We start from the raw sequence: 17,150 nt of genomic DNA on the forward strand, positions 1-17,150 counted from the left end.
TGCGCCGTCGGCCCCAGTGCGGGCGGCACCGGAGTCGGCGGCGGCTGAGCCGACGGCGGCAGGCCGGACCCCGCGGGGCCCGGCCTCCCGGGATCAGCCGAAGTAGCGGGGCAGGGTGCCCTCGCGCAGCTCCCGCAGCTCGGCGAGGCGGAGATCGGCCAGGCCCGCGAGGGAGAGCGCGTCGCCGCCGGTCGTGCCCAGCCGTAGCACCGGCACCTCGTGCTCTGCCGCGAGGGCCGTCAGCGCCTCGAGGCGCTCCGCGGGGACGGCCACGAGAGCACGGGCCTGCGACTCGGAGAACAGCGCCGTGGCGAGGTCCACGCCGTCGCGCTCGAGCATCGGGCCGAGGTCGATCGCGGCGCCGGTGCCGAAGCGGGTAGCGGACTCCACGAGGGCCTGGGCGAGGCCGCCGTCGGAGAGGTCGTGGGCGGCGACGCCGAGTCCCTGCTCCGAGGAGGCGATGAGCACGCGCGCGAGCGCCCGTTCGGCCTCGAGGTCCACCTGCGGGGGGAGTCCGCCGAGGTGCTGGTGGACTACGTCGGCCCAGGCGGAGCCCGAGAGCTCCTCGCGCGTGGTGCCGAGCAGCAGCACCGCGAGGCCCTCGCCCTGCCAGCCCGAGGGCACACGACGGACGACGTCCTCGAAGACGCCGAGCACGCCAACGACGGGGGTCGGGTGGATGGCGGAGTCGATCCGCCCGGGCTCGCCGGTGGAGTTGTACAGGGAGACGTTGCCGCCGGTGACGGGCACCTCGAGGGTCTCGCACGCCTCGGCGAGGCCGCCGATCGCCTCGACCAGCTGCCACATCGGGCCCGGATCCTCGGGGGAGCCGAAGTTCAGGCAGTCGGTGATCGCGAGCGGCACCGCGCCGGCGGTGGCGACGTTGCGGTAGGCCTCGGCGAGGGCGAGCTGCGCCCCGGCGCGCGGGTCGAGCTTGGTGTAGCGGCCGTTGGCGTCGGTCGCGAGGGCGATGCCGCGCCCGGTCTCCTCGTCGATGCGCAGCACGCCCGCGTCGTCGGGCATGGCGAGGGCGGTGTTGCCGCCGACATAGCGGTCGTACTGATCGGTGATCCAACCGGTCGAGGCGAGGTTCGGGGAGGCGATCAGGGTGCGCAGCTGCGCGATGACCTCCTCGGGGGTGCCGGGCCGGGGGAGCGCCTCGGCGGCGTCAGCCTGGAGGGCGTCCTGCCAGTCGGGCCGGGCGTAGGGGCGGTCGTAGACGGGGCTGTCGATCGCGACGGTCGCCGGGTCCACGTCCACGATGCGCTCGCCGTGGTGGTCGATCGTGAGCCGCCCGTCGCCGGTGACCTCGCCGATCACGGCGGCCTCGACGTCCCAGCGCGCGGTGATGGCCTGGAACTCGGTGAGCTTCTCGGGGCTCACCACCGCCATCATCCGCTCCTGCGACTCGCTCATCAGGATCTCGCCCGCGGTGAGGGTGGGATCGCGCAGCAGCACCTCCTCGAGATGGATGTGCATGCCGGAGCCGCCGTTGGCGGCGAGCTCGCTGGTCGCGCAGGAGATGCCGGCGGCGCCGAGGTCCTGGATGCCCTCGACGGTGCCCGCCGCGTACAGCTCGAGGCAGCACTCGATGAGGACCTTCTCCATGAAGGGGTCGCCCACCTGGACGCTGGGCCGCTTGACGGGGCCGTCCTCCTCGAAGGTCTCCGAGGCGAGGATCGAGGCGCCGCCGATCCCGTCGCCGCCGGTGCGCGCGCCGAAGAGCACCACCTTGTTGCCCGCGCCGGTGGCGGAGGCGAGGTGGATGTCCTCATGGCGCAGCACGCCCAGGGCGAGCGCGTTGACCAGGGGGTTGGACTGGTAGGAGGCGTCGAAGACGGTCTCGCCGCCGATGTTCGGCAGGCCCAGGGAGTTGCCGTAGCCGCCGACTCCGGAGACCACGCCGTGCACCACGCGCGCGGTGTCGGGATGGTCGATCGCGCCGAAGCGCAGCTGGTCCATCACGGCGACGGGCCGGGCGCCCATGGAGATGATGTCGCGCACGATGCCGCCCACGCCGGTCGCGGCGCCCTGGTACGGCTCGACGAAGGAGGGGTGGTTGTGGGACTCGACCTTGAAGGTCACGGCCCAGCCGTCGCCGATGTCGACGACGCCCGCGTTCTCGCCCATCCCCACCAGGAGCTTCTCGCGCATCTTCGCGGTGGTGTGCTTCCCGAAGGTGCGCAGGTGCTTCTTGGAGGACTTGTAGGAGCAGTGCTCGGACCACATCACCGAGTACATGGCCAGCTCGGCGTTGGTGGGGCGGCGGCCCAGCAGCTCGCGGATGCGGGCGTACTCGTCGTCCTTGAGCCCGAGCTCCGCGTACGGCTGGACCTGGTCCGGCGTCGCGGCCGCGTTCTCGACGGTGTCGGACTCGCCGACGGGGCCGGCGGGGGAGGTCGTGGTCTCAGCGGTCATCGCGGGGTGGGGTCCGTTCGTCACGAGGGCTGGGGGAGCATCGGGCGCTGAGGCCCGATGCCCGCCCAGTCTACGGTCGTCCCGCGATCGGGGTCAGGGCGGTCCGCCTCTCCCTCAGCGCCGACGCGAGGACTGCTTCGCGACGTCCCGCAGCGCCTTCTCGCTGACCGGCGCGTCGCTGCTCGCGCGCTGGGCGCGGAAGTACGCGGCGGCCTCGTCCTGGCGCTCCTGCTCCCCGCCGAGCGCGATCGGCGCGCGGACGTGACCGGGGCGGATGTCGAAGGCCGCGACGAGGTCGAGCACGTGCGGGCGCAGGCGCCACAGCAGGCGGCGGAGGTCGGCGCCGATCTGCCGGCCGCGCTGCGGGGAGATCATCCCCGAGAGCAGGAACCAGGCGAGGTCGTCGTGGATCGCGGTGAGGCCGAAGAGGTCCCGCACGTCCGTGAGCACGGCGCGGCTGCCCTCGGCGCCGGGCCCGTCGAGCGCCTCGATCCCGGCGGTGAAGGCGCGCCAGCGGACCAGGTCCGCGTGAGCGCGGGCGGCGTCGAGCATCTCGACCTGGTGCTTGTTGACCTCGGCGGCGGCGTCGGCCGGGCTCATCCTCGCGGTCGGGCGGAGGGCGAGCGCAACCTCCTCGACCTTGATCCGGGCGCGGTCGGCGAGCATCTGCTCCTGGAACTCGGCGCTGCGCATCGAGTCGAAGGCGCGGCGCGGATCGCCGCGGTCGGCGAGGTCCTGCCCGAGCCGCGCCCAGGGGGTGTGGCGCTTGGCGAGCACCTCCGCGCGCTGGGCGATGAAGCGGCCGATCCCAGCCCGGTCCACGCTCCTCAGCTCGGAGGTGTAGTCGGAGAGCAGGCGCTTGGCGACGAGCTGGAGCAGGATCGTGTTGTCGCCCTCGAAGGTCGCGTACACGTCGAGGTCCTGGTGTAGCCCCACGAGCTGGTTCTCCGCCATGAAGCCCGAGCCGCCGCAGGCCTCGCGGCACTCCTGGATGGTGTCCAGGGCGAGCCGCGTGGAGGTGGGCTTGAGGGTCGCGGCGAGGGTCTCGAGGTCCTCGCGCGCCTCGGGCGTGTCCCCGCGGCCGGAGAAGACGTCGTCGAAGGCCTGGAGCAGCTGCTCGTGCGCGAAGGCGCCCGCGTAGGTCGCGGCGAGCTTGGGCAGCAGGCGGTGCAGGTGCGCCTGGTAGTCCATCAGCACGGTCTCGCGGGTGGGATCCGCGGCCGTGAACTGGCGGCGCTGGGTCGCATAGGTGATCGCGATGTGCAGCGCGAGCTGCGAGGCGCGGATCGCCGAGCCGTCGAGCGAGACGCGGCCCTGCACGAGCGTGCCGATCATCGTGAAGAAGCGGCGCCCGGGGGACTCAATGGGGGAGGAGTAGGTGCCGTCGGGGGCCACGTCGCCGTAGCGGTTCAGCAGGTTCCGGCGGGGCACGCGCACGTGGTCGAAGGCGAGGCGGCCGTTGTCGATGCCGTTGAGGCCGCCCTTCTCGCCGTCGTCCTCGCTCGAGACGCCGGGCAGCAGGTTCCCCTCGGCATCGCGCACGGGCACGTAGAAGCAGTGCACTCCGTGGTCGACGCCGTTCGTGATCAGGCGCGCGAAGACGGTCGCGGCGCGGGCGTGGATCGCGGCGTTGCCCAGGTAGTCCTTCCACGCGGCGCGGAACGGGGTGTGGAGGACCCACTCGCCGTCCTCGCCGCCGTCGGGGTCGAAGGTCGCAGTGGTCGCGAGGGACTGCACGTCGGAGCCATGCCCGATCTCGGTCATCGCGAAGGCGCCGGGGGTCTCGAGGCTCATCGCGCCCGGGACCCAGGCCTTCTGCTGCTCCTCGTCGCCGAGCTGCACGATCGCGGAGGTGAACAGGCCCCATTGCACGCCGGCCTTGATCTGCAGGGACGGGTCGGCGACGACGAGCTCTTCGAAGGCGGCGACGTTCGCGCCGTTGTCGTTCGGGCCGCCCAGGTGCTCGGGGAGCATCGGCAGGGACACCTGCTGGTCGGCGAGTTCCTGCAGCTGGGCGTAGACGCGCTCGCGGTGCTCGGCGACGCTCGCGTCGAGGGGGCGGTGGAACGCGGGCAGCGCGGCCCGGTCGCGGGAGACGCGGCGGGCGTCGGCCCAGCGGCCCAGGAGCGCCTCGGAGACCAGCTCGACGTCGAGGCGCGCGCTGCCGTCGACGGGGACGGGGATCGGTCCGGTGGGGGTCGTGGTGCCGGGGGCGGTGCTGTCGTCGGTGGCGGTCGCGGTGCGGGTCCCGGTCTGGGCGGTTCGCGCGGGGCGGGTGGGCTGTGCGGGCTGTGCGGTCATCGGGTCAGTCCCTTCATGAGCCAGGTGACCAGGTGGGTCACGAGCTGATCGGCGGTGATCGGGTCGGCGTGAGGTGAGGTGGTCGCGGGGATCCCGGAGCGGTCGGGTGCGGGGGTGTCGGCGGCCGACGGGTCGGTCGGGTCCGTCGGGGCCGACGAGTCCGTCGGGTCGGACGCCGCGGAGCGGTCCGCGCGCTCGACCGCGACCATCCAGCTGTCGACCGCGCGCTCGACGAAGCCCACGGCGCCGTGGGCCCAGACCTGGGGCGCGGGGGTCTCGACGGGCAGGAAGGTCGCGACGAGACGGGTGACCGCGGCGAGGAAGTGGCTCAGTCCGTCGCTGGGCCGGGTGACGAAGCGGTACACCCCGGGGGAGCGCTGCGCCGTCTCGACGTAGGCGGCGATCATGGCGTGGATCCGCTCCTCGGGGGAGGGCTCGCGGCCGCTGCGCCGCTCGAGCTCCCGCAGCTCCGCGAGCAGCTTGCGGTGCATCGCCGAGAGGATCGCGCGGCCCAGCTCGCGCTGCAGGTGCGCCTTGTCCTCGAAGTACCGGTAGACGATGGACTTGGACGTGCCGGAGGCCGCGGCGATGTCCTCCATCGTCACGTCGGGGCCGCGCTCATGGATCAGGTGGCGGGCCACGTCCAGCAGCTCGGTGCGCCGCTGCTCGCGGTGCCGGGCCCATCGGGCCGAGCGCCCGTCGACAGGGGCTTGCGTCGTCGCATTCACGGAACCTAGGGTATCAAGTACCGCTGGTTCTATGTAAAGTCCCTCCCGGGACCTTCGCAGTCCGCGACCCCACGACCACGAAGAGGTGCACCCCGTGACCCACCCCGATGCTCCCCGCGACGCCCTCGTGCTGGGCGGCAACCGCATCCCGTTCGCCCGCTCGGGCGGCCCCTACGCCGGGATCTCCAACCAGGACCTGCTCACCGCCGCCCTGGACGGTCTCGTCGCCCGCTACTCCCTGCAGGGCGAGAAGCTCGGCGAGATCGCCGGCGGCGCCGTGCTGAAGCTCGCCGGCGACCTCAACCTCACCCGCGAGAGCGCGCTCGGCACCCCGCTGGATCCGCGCACGCCCGCGATCGACCTGTCCAAGGCCTGCGCCACGAGCCTCGAGACCGTGCTGCACGTCTCCAACAGGATCCGGCTCGGCCAGATCGACTCCGGCATCGCCTGCGGCGTCGATTCCGCCTCGGACGCTCCGATCGAGGTCTCCGTGCGCCTGCGCCGCATCCTGCACCGCGCCGCCGCCGCGAAGACGCCGGTGCAGCGCCTCAAGGCCCTCTCCGCGATCCGCCCCGCCGATCTCTCCCCGCTCCCGCCCCGCAACAGCGAGCCCCGCACCGGGCTGTCCATGGGCGAGCACCAGGCGCTCACCACCGCGCAGTGGGGCATCACCCGCGAGGCCCAGGACGAGCTCGCCCTCGCCTCCCATCGGAACCTCGCCGCCGCCTACGACGCCGGCTTCCTCGACGACCTCGTCACCGGCTACCGCGGCCTCGCCCGGGACCAGAACCTGCGCCCGGACTCGAGCCTCGAGAAGCTCGCCTCCCTCAAGCCCGTCTTCGGCGTCTCCTCCCCGCAGGTCGCCGAGCCGAGCATGACCGCCGGCAACTCCACCCCGCTCTCCGACGGTGCCTCGAGCGTGCTGCTGGGCAGCGCCGACTGGGCGGCCGAGCGCGGGCTCACCCCGCTCGCCCGCGTGGTCGACGCGCGCAGCGCCGCCGTCGACTTCGCCCACGGCGACGAGGGCCTGCTCATGGCCCCCGCCTACGCCGTGCCCGAGCTGCTCGACGCGCACGGTCTCGCCCTGCAGGACCTCGATCTCTATGAGATCCACGAGGCGTTCGCCGGGACGGTGCTGAGCACCCTCAGGGCCTGGGAGTCGGAGGAGTTCTGCCGCACCCGGCTCGGCCGCTCCACCCCGCTCGGCGCGATCGACCGCTCGCGCCTGAACGTCTCCGGCTCCTCGCTCGCCGCGGGCCACCCGTTCGCCGCGACCGGCGGCCGGATCGTCGCGACCCTCGCCAAGCTGCTCCACGAGCGGGCCCGGGAGACGGGCCGCACCCAGCGCGGCCTGATCTCCGTGTGCGCCGCGGCCGGGCAGGGCACCGTCATGCTGCTCGAGTCCGTCACGGCCTGAACCCAGATCAGAGCAGCAGACCAGCCGACCAGGAGGAACCGATGACCGACACCTACACCCGCCTCGTCCGCTCCGGCCCCGGAGGGATGCTCGCCAAGCAGCTGGGCCTGCCCCGCCCCTCGCGCCTGCTGCGGCGCCACGACCGCCCCGAGCCGGTGCTCGGCCCGGTCGTCGTGCTCGGCACCTCGGCGGGGGCCGACGCAATCGCCCGCCGCCTTCTCGCCGAGGGCGCCGATGTGCGGCGCCGCCTCGAGGACCTGCGCACCGTCGGCTCCGTGCTGGTGGTGGCCGACGAGCTCGCCGCCCCCGCCGAGCTCGGAGGGCTGGTCCTGCCGCTCGCCGGCGCGATGCGCTCGCTCGTCCCCGGCGCCCGCGTCGTGACGATCTCGCGCCCCGCGACCGGTGAGGACCCCGCGCGCGACGCGGCGAGAGGCGGCGTCGAGGGCTTCGTCCGCTCCCTCGCCCACGAGATGCGCGGCGGCGCGACTGCCAACGGCGTTCTCGTGGCCGACGGGGTCGGGCTCGACGCGCCCGGCGTCGTCGGCGCCCTGCGCTTCCTGCTCTCCGCCCGCAGCGCGTTCGTGACCGGCCAGCTCCTGACCGTCTCGACCGCGGACGGCTCCGCGACGGAGGACCTCTCGCGGCCCCTCGCCGGCCGCACCGCCCTGGTCACCGGCGCGGCCCGCGGCATCGGCGCGGCCATCGCCCGCACCCTCGCGGCTGACGGTGCGTCGCTCGTCGTCCTCGACCTGCCCGGCGCCGGCACCGAGCTGTCGCGCCTCGCGAACGAGCTGCGCGCGATCCCGATCCAGCTCGACGTCACCTCTCCCGGCGCGGGGGAGCGGCTCGTCGCCGCGCTCCGCGACAGGGGCCTGACGCTCGACATCCTCGTGCTGAACGCGGGCATCACCCGCGACAAGCTCTTCGCCAACATGACCCCGGACCGCTGGGACCCGGTGCTGAGCGTGAACATCACGAGCCAGATCGCCGTCACCGAGGCGCTGCTCGCGGCCGGCGACATGTTCGGCCCGAAGCCGCGCGTCGTGTCGCTCGCCTCCACGAGCGGCATCGCCGGCAACCGCGGGCAGACCAACTACGCGGCCTCCAAGGCCGGGGTGATGGCGTTCGTCGACGCGCTCGCCGGACGGCTCGAGGCCGCCGGCGGCACCGCGAACGCCGTCGCGCCCGGATTCATCGAGACCGAGATGACGGCGAAGATGCCGCCGCTGACCCGCGAGATCGCCCGGCGCGTGAACTCGCTCCAGCAGGGCGGGCTGCCGGTCGACGTCGCCGAGGCGATCGCGTTCCTCGCGTCCGATGAGGCGGGCGGCATCCAGGGCGAGACCCTGCGGGTGTGCGGACAGAACATGGTGGGCCGATGAGCGCGCGGCGCACGGCGCCCGCGCACGGAGCCGCCGGGCGTCCGTCGGCCGACGGGGAGCGGATCCGCGATCTCGCCGACGTGCCGTCCTTCCCCGCGATCTACGCCGCCGCGCTCGACCCGCGCGGGGCGCGCCGCGGCGGCGGGGAACCGCGCCTGCCGGAGATCGCCTACCGGGTCCGGGCGGTGCGGATCGACGGGGAGCGGGCCCGTGACTTCGATCATCTGATGGGCGGGGCAGCGACCGACCTGGTCCACCCGGGCGTGCTCCACGTCCTCGCCTTCCCGGTCTCGCTCGCGCTGATGGCCCGACGCGACTTCCCCTTCCGCCTGCTCGGCCTGGTGCACCTGCGCAACCAGGTGCTGCAGCACCGCCCGGTGCGCGTGGGCGAGCTGGTCGATGTCGAGTGCCGGGTGCGGGACCTGCGCCCGCACCGCAGGGGCCGCACCTTCGAGGCGGTCTCGACGATCCTCGGCCAGGACGGCGAGATCGTCGCGACGGACGTGTCCACCTATCTCGTGCGCGGCGGCGGGGGAGCCGACTCCGGTGCGGGTGCCGCGGCGGATCCGCGGTCGGGCGCTGACGGCACCGCGCCCCCGCGCGAGGAGGCCGCGCCCGTGCGCGAGGAGTTCGCGCCCCCACGCCCCACGGGCCGCTGGCGGCTCGGCGCCGACACCGGTCGGCGCTATGCCGCGGTCTCCGGGGACGTGAACCCGGTCCACCTCTCGGCCCTCAGCGCCCGCGCCTTCGGATTCCCGTCGGCGATCGCCCACGGCATGTACACCGCCTCCCGCGCCTTCACCGAGGCGCGGGTGGACCTGTCGCGGCCGCTGCGCTGGGACGTCTCCTTCGACGCCCCGGTCACCCTGCCCGGATCGCTGCTCGTCGCCTTCGAGGACGATCCGGCGACGGGAACGGTGTGCTGCGTCGGCTGGCGCCCGGGCCGCGGCGAGAAGGGTCCGCGCCGGTGCCTGGAGGTCGAGGTCACGACCCTCGAGCGGTGAGCGGAGGGCTCAGCGCAGCCCGGCCTCGAGCGTGCTGAGCAGATGCTCCACGAAGGCGTCGGCCTGCACGTGGGTGAGCAGGTCGACGGTCGGCTCCCGGCCCCAGCGGCCCAGCTCGTCGCCGACGGTCTGGCCGCGGGTCAGGGTGCCCGTGAGCTCGACGTCCACCGCGAGCGGGCGGGTCGAGGCGAAGTCGCCCGTGACGGCGTGCGCCGCGACCAGCGGGTCGTGGACGTGCGCGCTCCAGCCGAATCCGTCGGACTCGTGGAACTCGAAGTAGAATCGCAGCGCGTCGGCGAGGATTCGCGCGACCGGGTTCCCGGACGTCCCGGCGAGCTGCTCGACCCGCTCGAGCACCTCGCCGTGGACGTGCACCGACTCGGTCGCCTGCAGGGCGCCGAGCACGGGAAGACGCGGCGCGCTCGCGAAGGCCGCCAGCACCCGCTGCGCCGCCTCCGGATCCACGGCGATGTTCCACTCGCTCGTCGGGCCGGTGTTGCCCCGGTGATGGATCGCGCCGCCCATCACGTGCAGACGTCGCAGCAGCCGCGGCAGCTCGGGCTCGATCGCGAGCGCGAGGGCGAGGTTCGTGTGCGGGCCGAGCACGAGGCCGACCAGCTCGCCCGGACGCTCCCGCGCGAGATCCACCCACAGCTGCGCCCCCGAGCGCGGATCTTCCGCGCGCGTCGGCTCGGGCAGCACGGCATGGCCGAGCCCGCCGGGGCCGTGGGTGTCGTCGGCGAACATCGGCGGCTCGACGAGCGGCCGATCCGCGCCGAGCGCGACCGGGGCATCGATCCCGAGCAGCTCCGTGAGCACGAGGTTGTTGCGGTGGACCACCGCGGCGGGGACGTTCCCGCCCGTCGAGACCACGCCCGCCATCTCGACGTCCTCCCGCAGCGCGAGATAGGTCAGGGCGAAGGCGTCGTCGATGCCGGTGTCGCAGTCGACGAGGAGGGCGAGCGTCATGGGGTCAGCCTACGGAGCGGTGCGCGGGCTGGGATCAGCGTCGCGGCGCGGACAGCCGCTGGAACTCGTCGATCAGCCCCATCAGCTCCGTTCCCATCTCGACCTGCACCAGCAGCAGGCCGATCGTCCCGTCGGCCGCGACGAAGAAGTCCGTGCCGAACCCGCCGGACCAGCCCCAGCTGCCCTGACGCTCCCCGCCCGTGACGACCGCGACGCCGCAGCCCCAGCCCGTGCCGTCCCAGAATCCGGGGAAGAACGAGTCCTCCTGTTTGGCCGCCGCGGGCACCAGGTCCGAAGCCAGCAGCGCGAGGTGCTCCGCGGAGAGCAGTTCCCCGTCCCGCAGCGCCCGCAGGAAGCGCAGGTAGTCCGCGGCGGTGGAGACCAGCTCGCCGTGCGACACGTCGTGCGGAGGAGGGCCGACGAGCGGGCCGCGGCCCGCCGGCTCGACCTCCCCGAGAGCGCCGTCGTCGATCCGGAACGCCGGCGGCAGCCGATGCGCCTGCGCCGCGGGCACGAAGGAGCCGGTGTCGACCATCCCCAGCGGATCCAGCAGGTCAGCGCGCAGGTGCTCCTCGAGCGTCTGGCCCGTCAGCCGCGAGAGCAGGATGCCCAGCACACAGAAGGAATGGTGATAGCGCCACACCGATCCGGGCTCGCCGACGAGCGGCAGACCGCCCAGCGCGGCGAGCCACTCGTCGGCGCCGAGGCTCCACGGCGCCGAGCCCGCCTCGAGGCCGGCGTCGGCCATGGCCCGCTGCAGCGGTCCCTCCGCGGTCGCGATGCCGAGACCGGAGGTGCAGGTCAGCAGGTGCTCCACGGTGATCGGGGTGGCGGAGGGTCGGGCGGCCTCGAGCGGCGCGAGGGGGTGCGGGAGCACGCGCGGGGCGGCGAGCTCCGGCAACCACTGCGCGACCGGTGCGTCGAGCGCGAGCTCGCCCCGCTCGATCAGGCGCAGCGTCGCCACGGCCGTGATCACCTTCGTCATCGACTGGATGCGCAGGATCGCGTCGGCGGGGAAGGGCGGTCCGCCCGGCGCGACCCGGCCGCGGGCGACCGGCTCGGGATCAGCCCCGTGCGCGATGATCCCGCCCGGCACCATGCCGGCGCGGATCGCGGACTCGAGCAGGCGGACGGCGGGCGAGGTCGGCGTCGACATGGCCCCAGAGTAGGGCGACCGGCGCCGCCTACACTCGGCCCATGAGCACGTTCTCGGACTTCGTCCGCCTGGAACCGCGCGAGGTGCCGCTCGGCGGACCGCGCGGGATGACCGTGCACCGCACCCTCCCCGCCCGCCGCACCTCCCTCCTCGGCGCCTGGTGCTTCGTGGACCATTTCGGCCCCGATGATGTCTCCGCGACCGACGGGATGCGTGTCGCCCGCCACCCCCACACCGGCCTCGCCACCGTGTCCTGGCTGTTCGACGGCGCCATCACGCACCGAGACGCGCTTGGCAACCACGCCCTGGTGCGCCCCGGCGACGTCGACCTGATGGTCGCCGGCGCCGGCATCACCCACTCGGAGTTCTCCGCACTCGACACCACCGTGCTCCACGGCGTGCAGCTGTGGTTCGCCCTGCCCGATGCCACACGCTTCCGCGAGCGGGAGTTCACCGTGCACACGCCCGCCGAGGTCGCGACCGGCACCGCCCGCGCCCGGGTGGGCCTCGGCAGCCTGAGAGCCGTCGACGGGCAGGGGGCGCCGCTGGAGGACGCGAGTCCCGTTGCGACCGACACCGAGCTCACCATGGTGCAGCTCGACCTCGACGCGGGCGGCACGCTGCGTCTCGCGCTGGACCCTGCGCACGAGCACGGTGTGCTCGTGGACCTCGGCGCCGCGCTGCTGCGGGCGGGGGAGCGGGAGACCGCCGTCGCCGAGCGCGAGCTGATGGTGCTGCCCGACGGCGCGGACCAGCTCGAGATCCGCGCCGTCGGCGACGGGCCGCTGCGGCTGATGCTGCTGGGCGGCGAGCCGCTCGGCGAGGACATCGTCATGTGGTGGAACTTCGTGGGCCGCTCCCACGAGGAGATCGTCGCCTTCCGCGCCCGCTACCAGGCGGAGATCGGCGTGGAGCTCGCCCTCGAGGACGCCCCGATCGCGCCCGTGGCGCGGGAGCGCGGAGGTCTCCCCGACGACGCCGAGCAGTTCGGCCCCTTCGCCCCGCACACCCCCGCCGCCCTGCCCGCCCCGGAGCTTCCCCACGGCCGGCTCCGCACCCGCGGCCGCCGCGGCCTGCCCGACTGACCGTCCCGACCGCGCCGGGCCCGCACGTGCGGCCGCCGGGCGCGCCCCCTTTCCCCGAGAGAGCCCCATGACCAGCACCGACGCCCTCCCCGTCCTCGACCAGACCGAGCGGGTGATCCTGCGCGCCGCCGAGGAGGAGGGCGGGCTCGGCTGCCCCTGCGACCTGCTCGTCGTCGGGGACTCCACCGGCGCGCTCACCGCCGCCGCCCTCGAGCTCGTCGCCGAGCATCCCGACGCGAGAGTCCACTCCTGGAGCGCCTCGCGGGCGGAGACCGCCGCACTCGCCGAACGACTCCCGGAGGCCCTCGCCGCGGGGCGCCTGGTGCTGCCGACGGGGACCGAGCCCGCACCGCTCGAGGAGTTCGCGGCCGGGGCCGAGGCGCACCTGGTGCTCGCGCGGCTGCCGAAGTCCCTCGCCGGCCTCGAGGACCTCGCGCGGCGCGTCGCGGTGCTCGCGGCGCGCAGCGGGAGGGAGGACCTGACCCTGATCGCGGGTGGGCGGGTCAAGCACATGTCCCGCTCGCAGAACGACGTCCTGGCCAGTGTGTTCGGCGAGGTGCACGCCTCACGCGGCCTCGGCAAGTCCCGCTCGCTCGTCGCCGCCTCGCCGCGGCCGGGGGTGGAGGTCGGCACGGCGGCCACCGGCGCCGTGCGCGTGGCGGTGCGCGGCACGGAGCGCGAGCTCGCCCTGCGCGGGGCCGGCGGGGTCTTCGGCGGGGCGAGGGCCGACGTCGGCTCGCTGCTGCTGCTCGCGGCGCTGGACTCAGCGCTGGTCGCGGGGGAGCTCGCGCCGGAAAGGGAGACCGTCCTCGACCTCGGCTGCGGCAACGGCCTGCTCACCGCGTATCTCGCCGCGGCGCTCCCGTCGGCGGAGGTGCTCGGCAGCGACGACGACGCGGACGCCGTCGCCTCCACCCGCGCGACCCTCGCTGCTTCCGGGCTGGAGCGCGCCGGGGTGCAGGTCGCCTGGGATGAGTCCCTCTCCCGGGTCGCCGACGGCAGCACGGACCTGGTGCTGCTGAACCCGCCCTTCCACGACGGCACCGCGGTCGACGCGACGCTCGTGCAGGCCCTGCTCGACGCGGCCGCGAGGGTGCTGCGCCCTGGCGGTCAACTGTGGGTCGTGCACAACTCCCACCTGCGCTACCGGCCGGAGGTCGAGCGGCGCGTCGGACCGGTGCGCGAGCGCGCCCGCGACCGCCGCTTCACCGTGCTCAGCGCGACGCGGTAGTCAGTGGGATAGGGCGGCGGCCCGGCCGCAGGCGCAGGCGCCCGGGACTCAGGCCACGAGGCTCGTGAGCACCGAGGTGAACATCGCCAGGCCGTCGGTGCCCGTGCGCGTGCCCTGACCGGGCTCGTCGGGGCCGAAACCGGCCTCGACCGCGTGCTCGGGGTGCGGCATCAGCCCCACGACATTGCCCGCGGCATTGGTGATGCCAGCGATGTCGCGCTGCGAGCCGTTGGGGTTGTCCTCGAAGCCGGCCGGTCCGTGGGTGGCACCCGCGACGTAGCGGAACACCACGCGGCCCTCCGCCTCGAGCTCGTCGAGGGTGCGGGCGTCGGCCATGTACTGGCCGTCCTGGCTCTTCAACGGCACGCGGATGACCTGGTCCTGGGCGTAGCCGGAGGTCCAGGCGGTGCGCGCATTCTCCACCCGCAGCGGCTGGTCGCGGCAGATGAAGGAGCGGTGGGCGTTCTTGATCATCGCGCCGGGCAGCAGGTGGGTCTCGCAGAGGATCTGGAAGCCGTTGCAGATGCCGAGCACCGGCATGCCGCCGTTCGCCGCGTCCACGACCTTCTCCATGACGGGCGCGAACCGGCTGATCGCCCCGGCGCGCAGGTAGTCGCCGTAGGAGAAGCCGCCGGGCAGCACCACGGCGTCGACGTCCTGCAGGGAGTCCTCGCCGTGCCAGAGCGCGACCGGCTCGGCCCCGGCGAGCCGCACGGCCCGCAGCGCGTCCCGGTCGTCGAGCGTGCCCGGGAAGGTGACCACACCGATGCGCATCAGGCGTCCTCGACCTCGAGGGCGACGACGTCCTCGATCACGGGGTTCGACAGCAGGGTCTCGGCGGCCTCGCGCAGGGTCGCGAGGACCTCCTCGGTCACCTCGCCGGCGACCTCGAGCTCGAACCGCTTGCCCTGGCGCACGGAGGCGACGCCCTCGAAGCCCAGACGGGGCAGGGCCGCCGCGACCGCCTTCCCCTGGGGGTCCAGGATCTCGGGCTTCGGCATGACGTGGACCACGACGCGTGGCATGGGCGCTCCTCGGGGGCGGGCGGGGCAGGGACCTGCGGGCCATCCTACCGAGCGCGCCGGACCCGGACGCGGCCGGTCCAGGGGCGTACGGTCGGGGGACCATCGCCAGCTCCGGGAGTCGCCATGAGGATCCGCCATCTCGTCCATTCCTGCCTCCTCGTCGAGGTCGCCTCGCGCCGCGTGCTGATCGACCCGGGGCTGTTCAGCGTCGACGCGGTGCGCGCCGTCGACGGACCGATCGACCTGGTCGCGATCACCCACCAGCACGCCGATCACGTGCAGCGAGCCCTCCTCCTCGAGGTGCTCGAGCGGCATCCGGGCGCGCAGGTCCTCGCCGAGCCGGAGACGGTCGCACTGCTCGCCCAGGCCGCCGCCGGCCCTATGGGCGAGGGACCCGCGATCCCGGCGGAGCGGATGCGGGCGCTGCCCGCGGGGGAGTCCCACGAGCTGCCCGCCGTCGGCGGCCGATCGCCGCTGCGGGTGACCGCGGCCGGCGGGGCGCACGCCGTCATCCACCCGGACATCCCGCGGGTCGGCAACACGGGCCTCGTGCTCTCGGCGGGGGACGGGCCGCGCCTCGGCGTCACCGGCGACAGCCTCGAGCCGCTCGCCGAGTTCCAGGGCATCGACGTGCTCGCGTTCGCAGTCGTCGCCCCCTGGTCGAAGATGTCCGAGACGATCGAGTTCCTGCGCGCGGTCCGTCCGCGGCTCGCCCTCCCGGTGCACGATGCGGTCGCGAGCGCCGGGGGCCGCGCGATCTACGTCCGCCAGGCGACGGCGCTCGCCGCCGAGGGCACCGAGGTGCGCGACTGGGTGGACCCGGAGCGCTCGATCGAGCTGTGAGCGGGTAGGGTGCCGGGCGTGCACGGGAGTCCGGTGAGCCGGGCTGAGAGGGAGTTCTCCAACTCCGACCGTAGAACCTGATCCGGATCATGCCGGCGCAGGGAGCTCCGCCAGGCGATCGTCGCCGCGCGCCCGTGCCCACTCGAAAGGCATGGACCGTGACCACACCGCCCGCAGCCCCCACCGCCCCGGCCGATCCGTCCGCGACACCGCTCGGCTTCGGCGTCGGCGCCCGCGTGACCGCCGCCGTGATGAGCGCGGACTACGCCCGGATCCTCGTCGGCGCCCTCTCCGCCCTCGACCTGACCGGGCTCGTGCGCGAGACCGGGGACGTCTCCACCTATCTGGGCGGCCACGAGACGCACCTGCAGCGCGCGCTGATCGACCTCGGCGAGGCGCTCGCCCGCACCGAGCACCACGCGACGATGTCGGTGCTGCTCTCGCGGGGCTGCCCCGGGGAGGTGGCCTGCGAGCTGCCCGGTGGGGCGGGACCGCGCGTCACCGCCGTGCCGCCGCCACGGCGCACCGGGCGGTTCGCGAGCGCCGAGTGGGCGCTGTACCCGCTGGCCGACGCGGTCGCCGAGGACGGCACCCCGCCCGACCACATGCGCGACGTCTACGCCGCGATCGACCACGCCCGCGAGCTCGGCACCTTCCGCGGCTCCGAGCACTTCGTCACCCGCCTCGAGGGCGACCTCGGCGACGTGATCGCGACGGCCGTCGCCGGCTGGGTGCTCGTCGGTCGCGGCGTCCAGCACGTCACGAGCCACCTGACGATCTCCCTGAACAGCCCGTCCCATGATCTGCGCGAGCTGCTTGATGCGCCCGCTGAGATCTCTCCGGGCGCGACCGCGGGGACCGGGCCGGACGCGTCCGCGGAGGAGGTCCGATGAGCGCCGAGCCGCAGAGCCCCGACTCCCGGGAGGCCGCGGCGCCGCAGACCGCGCAGACCTCTCCCGAGACTGGCGCCGCGCGCCCCCGCCGCGCTCCGCTGGCCCTCCGGGAGCTCGTGCTGGTCGTCGTGCTCGGCGTCGTGTTCGGCTTCCTGTACTGGGCGTTCGTGCAGGCCTGGAACCTGCTCGCGATCGCGATGGGACCCGCCGGCGACCTCGCCCAGCACGTGCTGTTCGGGTCCTGGCTGCTGGTCGGGCCCATCGCCATCGCGATCCTGCGCCGCCCCGGCGTGGGCATCCTCGCCGAGATCCTCGCGGCGGTGATCGAGGTGGTCTTCCTCGGCAGCCCCGTCGGCCCGCTGCTGCTGCTCTCCGCCGCGCTCCAGGGCCTCGGCTCCGAGCTGCCCTTCGCCCTGACCCGCTACCGCCGCTACGGCTGGGGCGTGTTCGCCGTCTCGGGAGCGCTCGGTGCGAGCCTCGTCTTCTTCTGGACCGCCTACCGCATGGGCTGGTACGGGCAGGACCTGCTCGCGCTCCGCCTCGGGATGCAGATGCTCTCCGGGGTCCTGCTCGGCGGACTGCTCGCCCGCGTGATCGTGCGGGCGCTCGAGCGCACCGGGGTGCTCGCCGACTTCGCGATCGGGGCCGCCGGTGCGGCGGCGATCCCCGAGCGCCGTGTCCGCTGAGGCGGTGACGGC

General features: G+C 74.3%; 15 protein-coding genes and 1 riboswitch. Of the genes, 8 read left to right on the forward strand and 7 right to left on the reverse strand.

Annotation, left to right across the window (positions count from 1 at the left end; all coding sequences use genetic code 11):
* Positions 1-93 precede the first annotated feature (93 nt).
* The 3 genes from purL to V1260_RS14305 form a co-directional block, all read right to left on the reverse strand.
* Complete coding sequence (gene purL / locus V1260_RS14295; protein ID WP_329747490.1) at positions 94-2,418, reverse strand: phosphoribosylformylglycinamidine synthase subunit PurL; 2,325 nt, start codon at positions 2,416-2,418, stop codon at positions 94-96.
* Between the two features lie 114 nt (positions 2,419-2,532).
* Positions 2,533-4,719 carry an acyl-CoA dehydrogenase family protein gene (locus V1260_RS14300; protein ID WP_329747491.1) on the reverse strand — a complete coding sequence of 729 codons (2,187 nt, stop codon included), beginning with the start codon at positions 4,717-4,719 and terminating at the stop codon, positions 2,533-2,535.
* Entirely contained in the window at positions 4,716-5,447 is a 732-nt protein-coding gene (locus V1260_RS14305) for a TetR/AcrR family transcriptional regulator (protein WP_329747492.1), read from the reverse strand. Before V1260_RS14305 ends, V1260_RS14300 begins: the two co-directional genes overlap by 4 nt.
* Positions 5,448-5,541: 94 nt before the next feature.
* Here V1260_RS14305 and V1260_RS14310 point away from each other — a divergent pair, with 94 nt between their 5' ends.
* From V1260_RS14310 to V1260_RS14320, 3 genes are read left to right on the forward strand one after another with little or no spacing between them, the layout of a single operon-like run.
* Positions 5,542-6,864, forward strand: coding sequence for an acetyl-CoA C-acetyltransferase (locus V1260_RS14310; protein WP_329747493.1), 1,323 nt, complete (start codon positions 5,542-5,544; stop codon positions 6,862-6,864).
* A gap of 41 nt (positions 6,865-6,905) precedes the next feature.
* Positions 6,906-8,246 carry a 3-oxoacyl-ACP reductase gene (locus tag V1260_RS14315; protein ID WP_329747494.1) on the forward strand — a complete coding sequence of 447 codons (1,341 nt, stop codon included), beginning with the start codon at positions 6,906-6,908 and terminating at the stop codon, positions 8,244-8,246.
* Positions 8,243-9,250 (forward strand): MaoC/PaaZ C-terminal domain-containing protein, encoded by a 1,008-nt coding sequence (locus V1260_RS14320; protein ID WP_329747495.1) that lies wholly within the window; start codon positions 8,243-8,245, stop codon positions 9,248-9,250. Before V1260_RS14315 ends, V1260_RS14320 begins: the two co-directional genes overlap by 4 nt.
* Positions 9,251-9,259: 9 nt before the next feature.
* Here V1260_RS14320 and V1260_RS14325 read toward each other — a convergent pair whose 3' ends face one another.
* Both V1260_RS14325 and V1260_RS14330 read right to left on the reverse strand, forming a co-directional pair.
* On the reverse strand, positions 9,260-10,219 hold the full coding sequence (locus tag V1260_RS14325; RefSeq protein ID WP_329747496.1) for a nucleoside hydrolase: 960 nt from the start codon (positions 10,217-10,219) through the stop codon (positions 9,260-9,262).
* 34 nt (positions 10,220-10,253) lie between these two features.
* Positions 10,254-11,375: a serine hydrolase domain-containing protein gene (locus V1260_RS14330; protein WP_329747497.1), complete on the reverse strand. Its 1,122-nt coding sequence runs from the start codon at positions 11,373-11,375 to the stop codon at positions 10,254-10,256.
* A 41-nt stretch (positions 11,376-11,416) separates the two neighbouring features.
* Here V1260_RS14330 and V1260_RS14335 point away from each other — a divergent pair, with 41 nt between their 5' ends.
* Positions 11,417-12,460 (forward strand): pirin family protein, encoded by a 1,044-nt coding sequence (locus V1260_RS14335; RefSeq protein WP_329747498.1) that lies wholly within the window; start codon positions 11,417-11,419, stop codon positions 12,458-12,460.
* Positions 12,461-12,527: 67 nt separating this feature from the next.
* Positions 12,528-13,691: a class I SAM-dependent methyltransferase gene (locus V1260_RS14340; protein ID WP_329747499.1), complete on the forward strand. Its 1,164-nt coding sequence runs from the start codon at positions 12,528-12,530 to the stop codon at positions 13,689-13,691.
* A 48-nt stretch (positions 13,692-13,739) separates the two neighbouring features.
* Here the strand turns inward: V1260_RS14340 and purQ are convergent, their stop codons facing one another.
* Positions 13,740-14,465, reverse strand: coding sequence for a phosphoribosylformylglycinamidine synthase subunit PurQ (gene purQ / locus V1260_RS14345; protein ID WP_329747500.1), 726 nt, complete (start codon positions 14,463-14,465; stop codon positions 13,740-13,742).
* A complete protein-coding gene (gene purS / locus V1260_RS14350; RefSeq protein ID WP_329747501.1) occupies positions 14,465-14,716 on the reverse strand; it encodes a phosphoribosylformylglycinamidine synthase subunit PurS in 252 nt (83 codons plus the stop codon). The genes purQ and purS overlap by 1 nt, the downstream gene beginning before the upstream one ends.
* Before the next feature lie 123 nt (positions 14,717-14,839).
* On the opposite strand from purS, the gene V1260_RS14355 reads away from it, so the two are divergent.
* The 3 genes from V1260_RS14355 to V1260_RS14365 all read left to right on the forward strand — a co-directional run bounded on the left by V1260_RS14355 (position 14,840) and on the right by V1260_RS14365 (position 17,138).
* Complete coding sequence (locus V1260_RS14355) at positions 14,840-15,559, forward strand: MBL fold metallo-hydrolase (RefSeq protein ID WP_329747502.1); 720 nt, start codon at positions 14,840-14,842, stop codon at positions 15,557-15,559.
* Between the two features lie 12 nt (positions 15,560-15,571).
* Positions 15,572-15,680, forward strand: a riboswitch (TPP riboswitch).
* Between the two features lie 37 nt (positions 15,681-15,717).
* Positions 15,718-16,452 carry a YkoF family thiamine/hydroxymethylpyrimidine-binding protein gene (locus V1260_RS14360; protein ID WP_329747503.1) on the forward strand — a complete coding sequence of 245 codons (735 nt, stop codon included), beginning with the start codon at positions 15,718-15,720 and terminating at the stop codon, positions 16,450-16,452.
* Positions 16,449-17,138, forward strand: a complete 690-nt coding sequence (locus V1260_RS14365) for an ECF transporter S component (protein WP_329747504.1) — start codon at positions 16,449-16,451, stop codon at positions 17,136-17,138. Before V1260_RS14360 ends, V1260_RS14365 begins: the two co-directional genes overlap by 4 nt.
* The last annotated feature ends 12 nt before the right edge of the window (positions 17,139-17,150 follow it).

Origin of the sequence: Brachybacterium sp. J144 (assembly GCF_036321705.1) — a bacterium.
Lineage (GTDB): Bacteria > Actinomycetota > Actinomycetes > Actinomycetales > Dermabacteraceae > Brachybacterium.

What these genes read in the sequence shown, in the direction of transcription:
- purS (WP_329747501.1), bottom strand. Translation starts at nt 14,716, where the DNA reads ATGCCACGCGTCGTGGTCCACGTCATGCCGAAGCCCGAGATCCTGGAC.
- V1260_RS14340 (WP_329747499.1), top strand. Translation starts at nt 12,528, where the DNA reads ATGACCAGCACCGACGCCCTCCCCGTCCTCGACCAGACCGAGCGGGTG.
- V1260_RS14325 (WP_329747496.1), bottom strand. Translation starts at nt 10,219, where the DNA reads ATGACGCTCGCCCTCCTCGTCGACTGCGACACCGGCATCGACGACGCC.
- purQ (WP_329747500.1), bottom strand. Translation starts at nt 14,465, where the DNA reads ATGCGCATCGGTGTGGTCACCTTCCCGGGCACGCTCGACGACCGGGAC.
- V1260_RS14335 (WP_329747498.1), top strand. Translation starts at nt 11,417, where the DNA reads ATGAGCACGTTCTCGGACTTCGTCCGCCTGGAACCGCGCGAGGTGCCG.
- V1260_RS14365 (WP_329747504.1), top strand. Translation starts at nt 16,449, where the DNA reads ATGAGCGCCGAGCCGCAGAGCCCCGACTCCCGGGAGGCCGCGGCGCCG.
- V1260_RS14320 (WP_329747495.1), top strand. Translation starts at nt 8,243, where the DNA reads ATGAGCGCGCGGCGCACGGCGCCCGCGCACGGAGCCGCCGGGCGTCCG.
- V1260_RS14355 (WP_329747502.1), top strand. Translation starts at nt 14,840, where the DNA reads ATGAGGATCCGCCATCTCGTCCATTCCTGCCTCCTCGTCGAGGTCGCC.
- V1260_RS14315 (WP_329747494.1), top strand. Translation starts at nt 6,906, where the DNA reads ATGACCGACACCTACACCCGCCTCGTCCGCTCCGGCCCCGGAGGGATG.
- V1260_RS14330 (WP_329747497.1), bottom strand. Translation starts at nt 11,375, where the DNA reads ATGTCGACGCCGACCTCGCCCGCCGTCCGCCTGCTCGAGTCCGCGATC.
- purL (WP_329747490.1), bottom strand. Translation starts at nt 2,418, where the DNA reads ATGACCGCTGAGACCACGACCTCCCCCGCCGGCCCCGTCGGCGAGTCC.
- V1260_RS14300 (WP_329747491.1), bottom strand. Translation starts at nt 4,719, where the DNA reads ATGACCGCACAGCCCGCACAGCCCACCCGCCCCGCGCGAACCGCCCAG.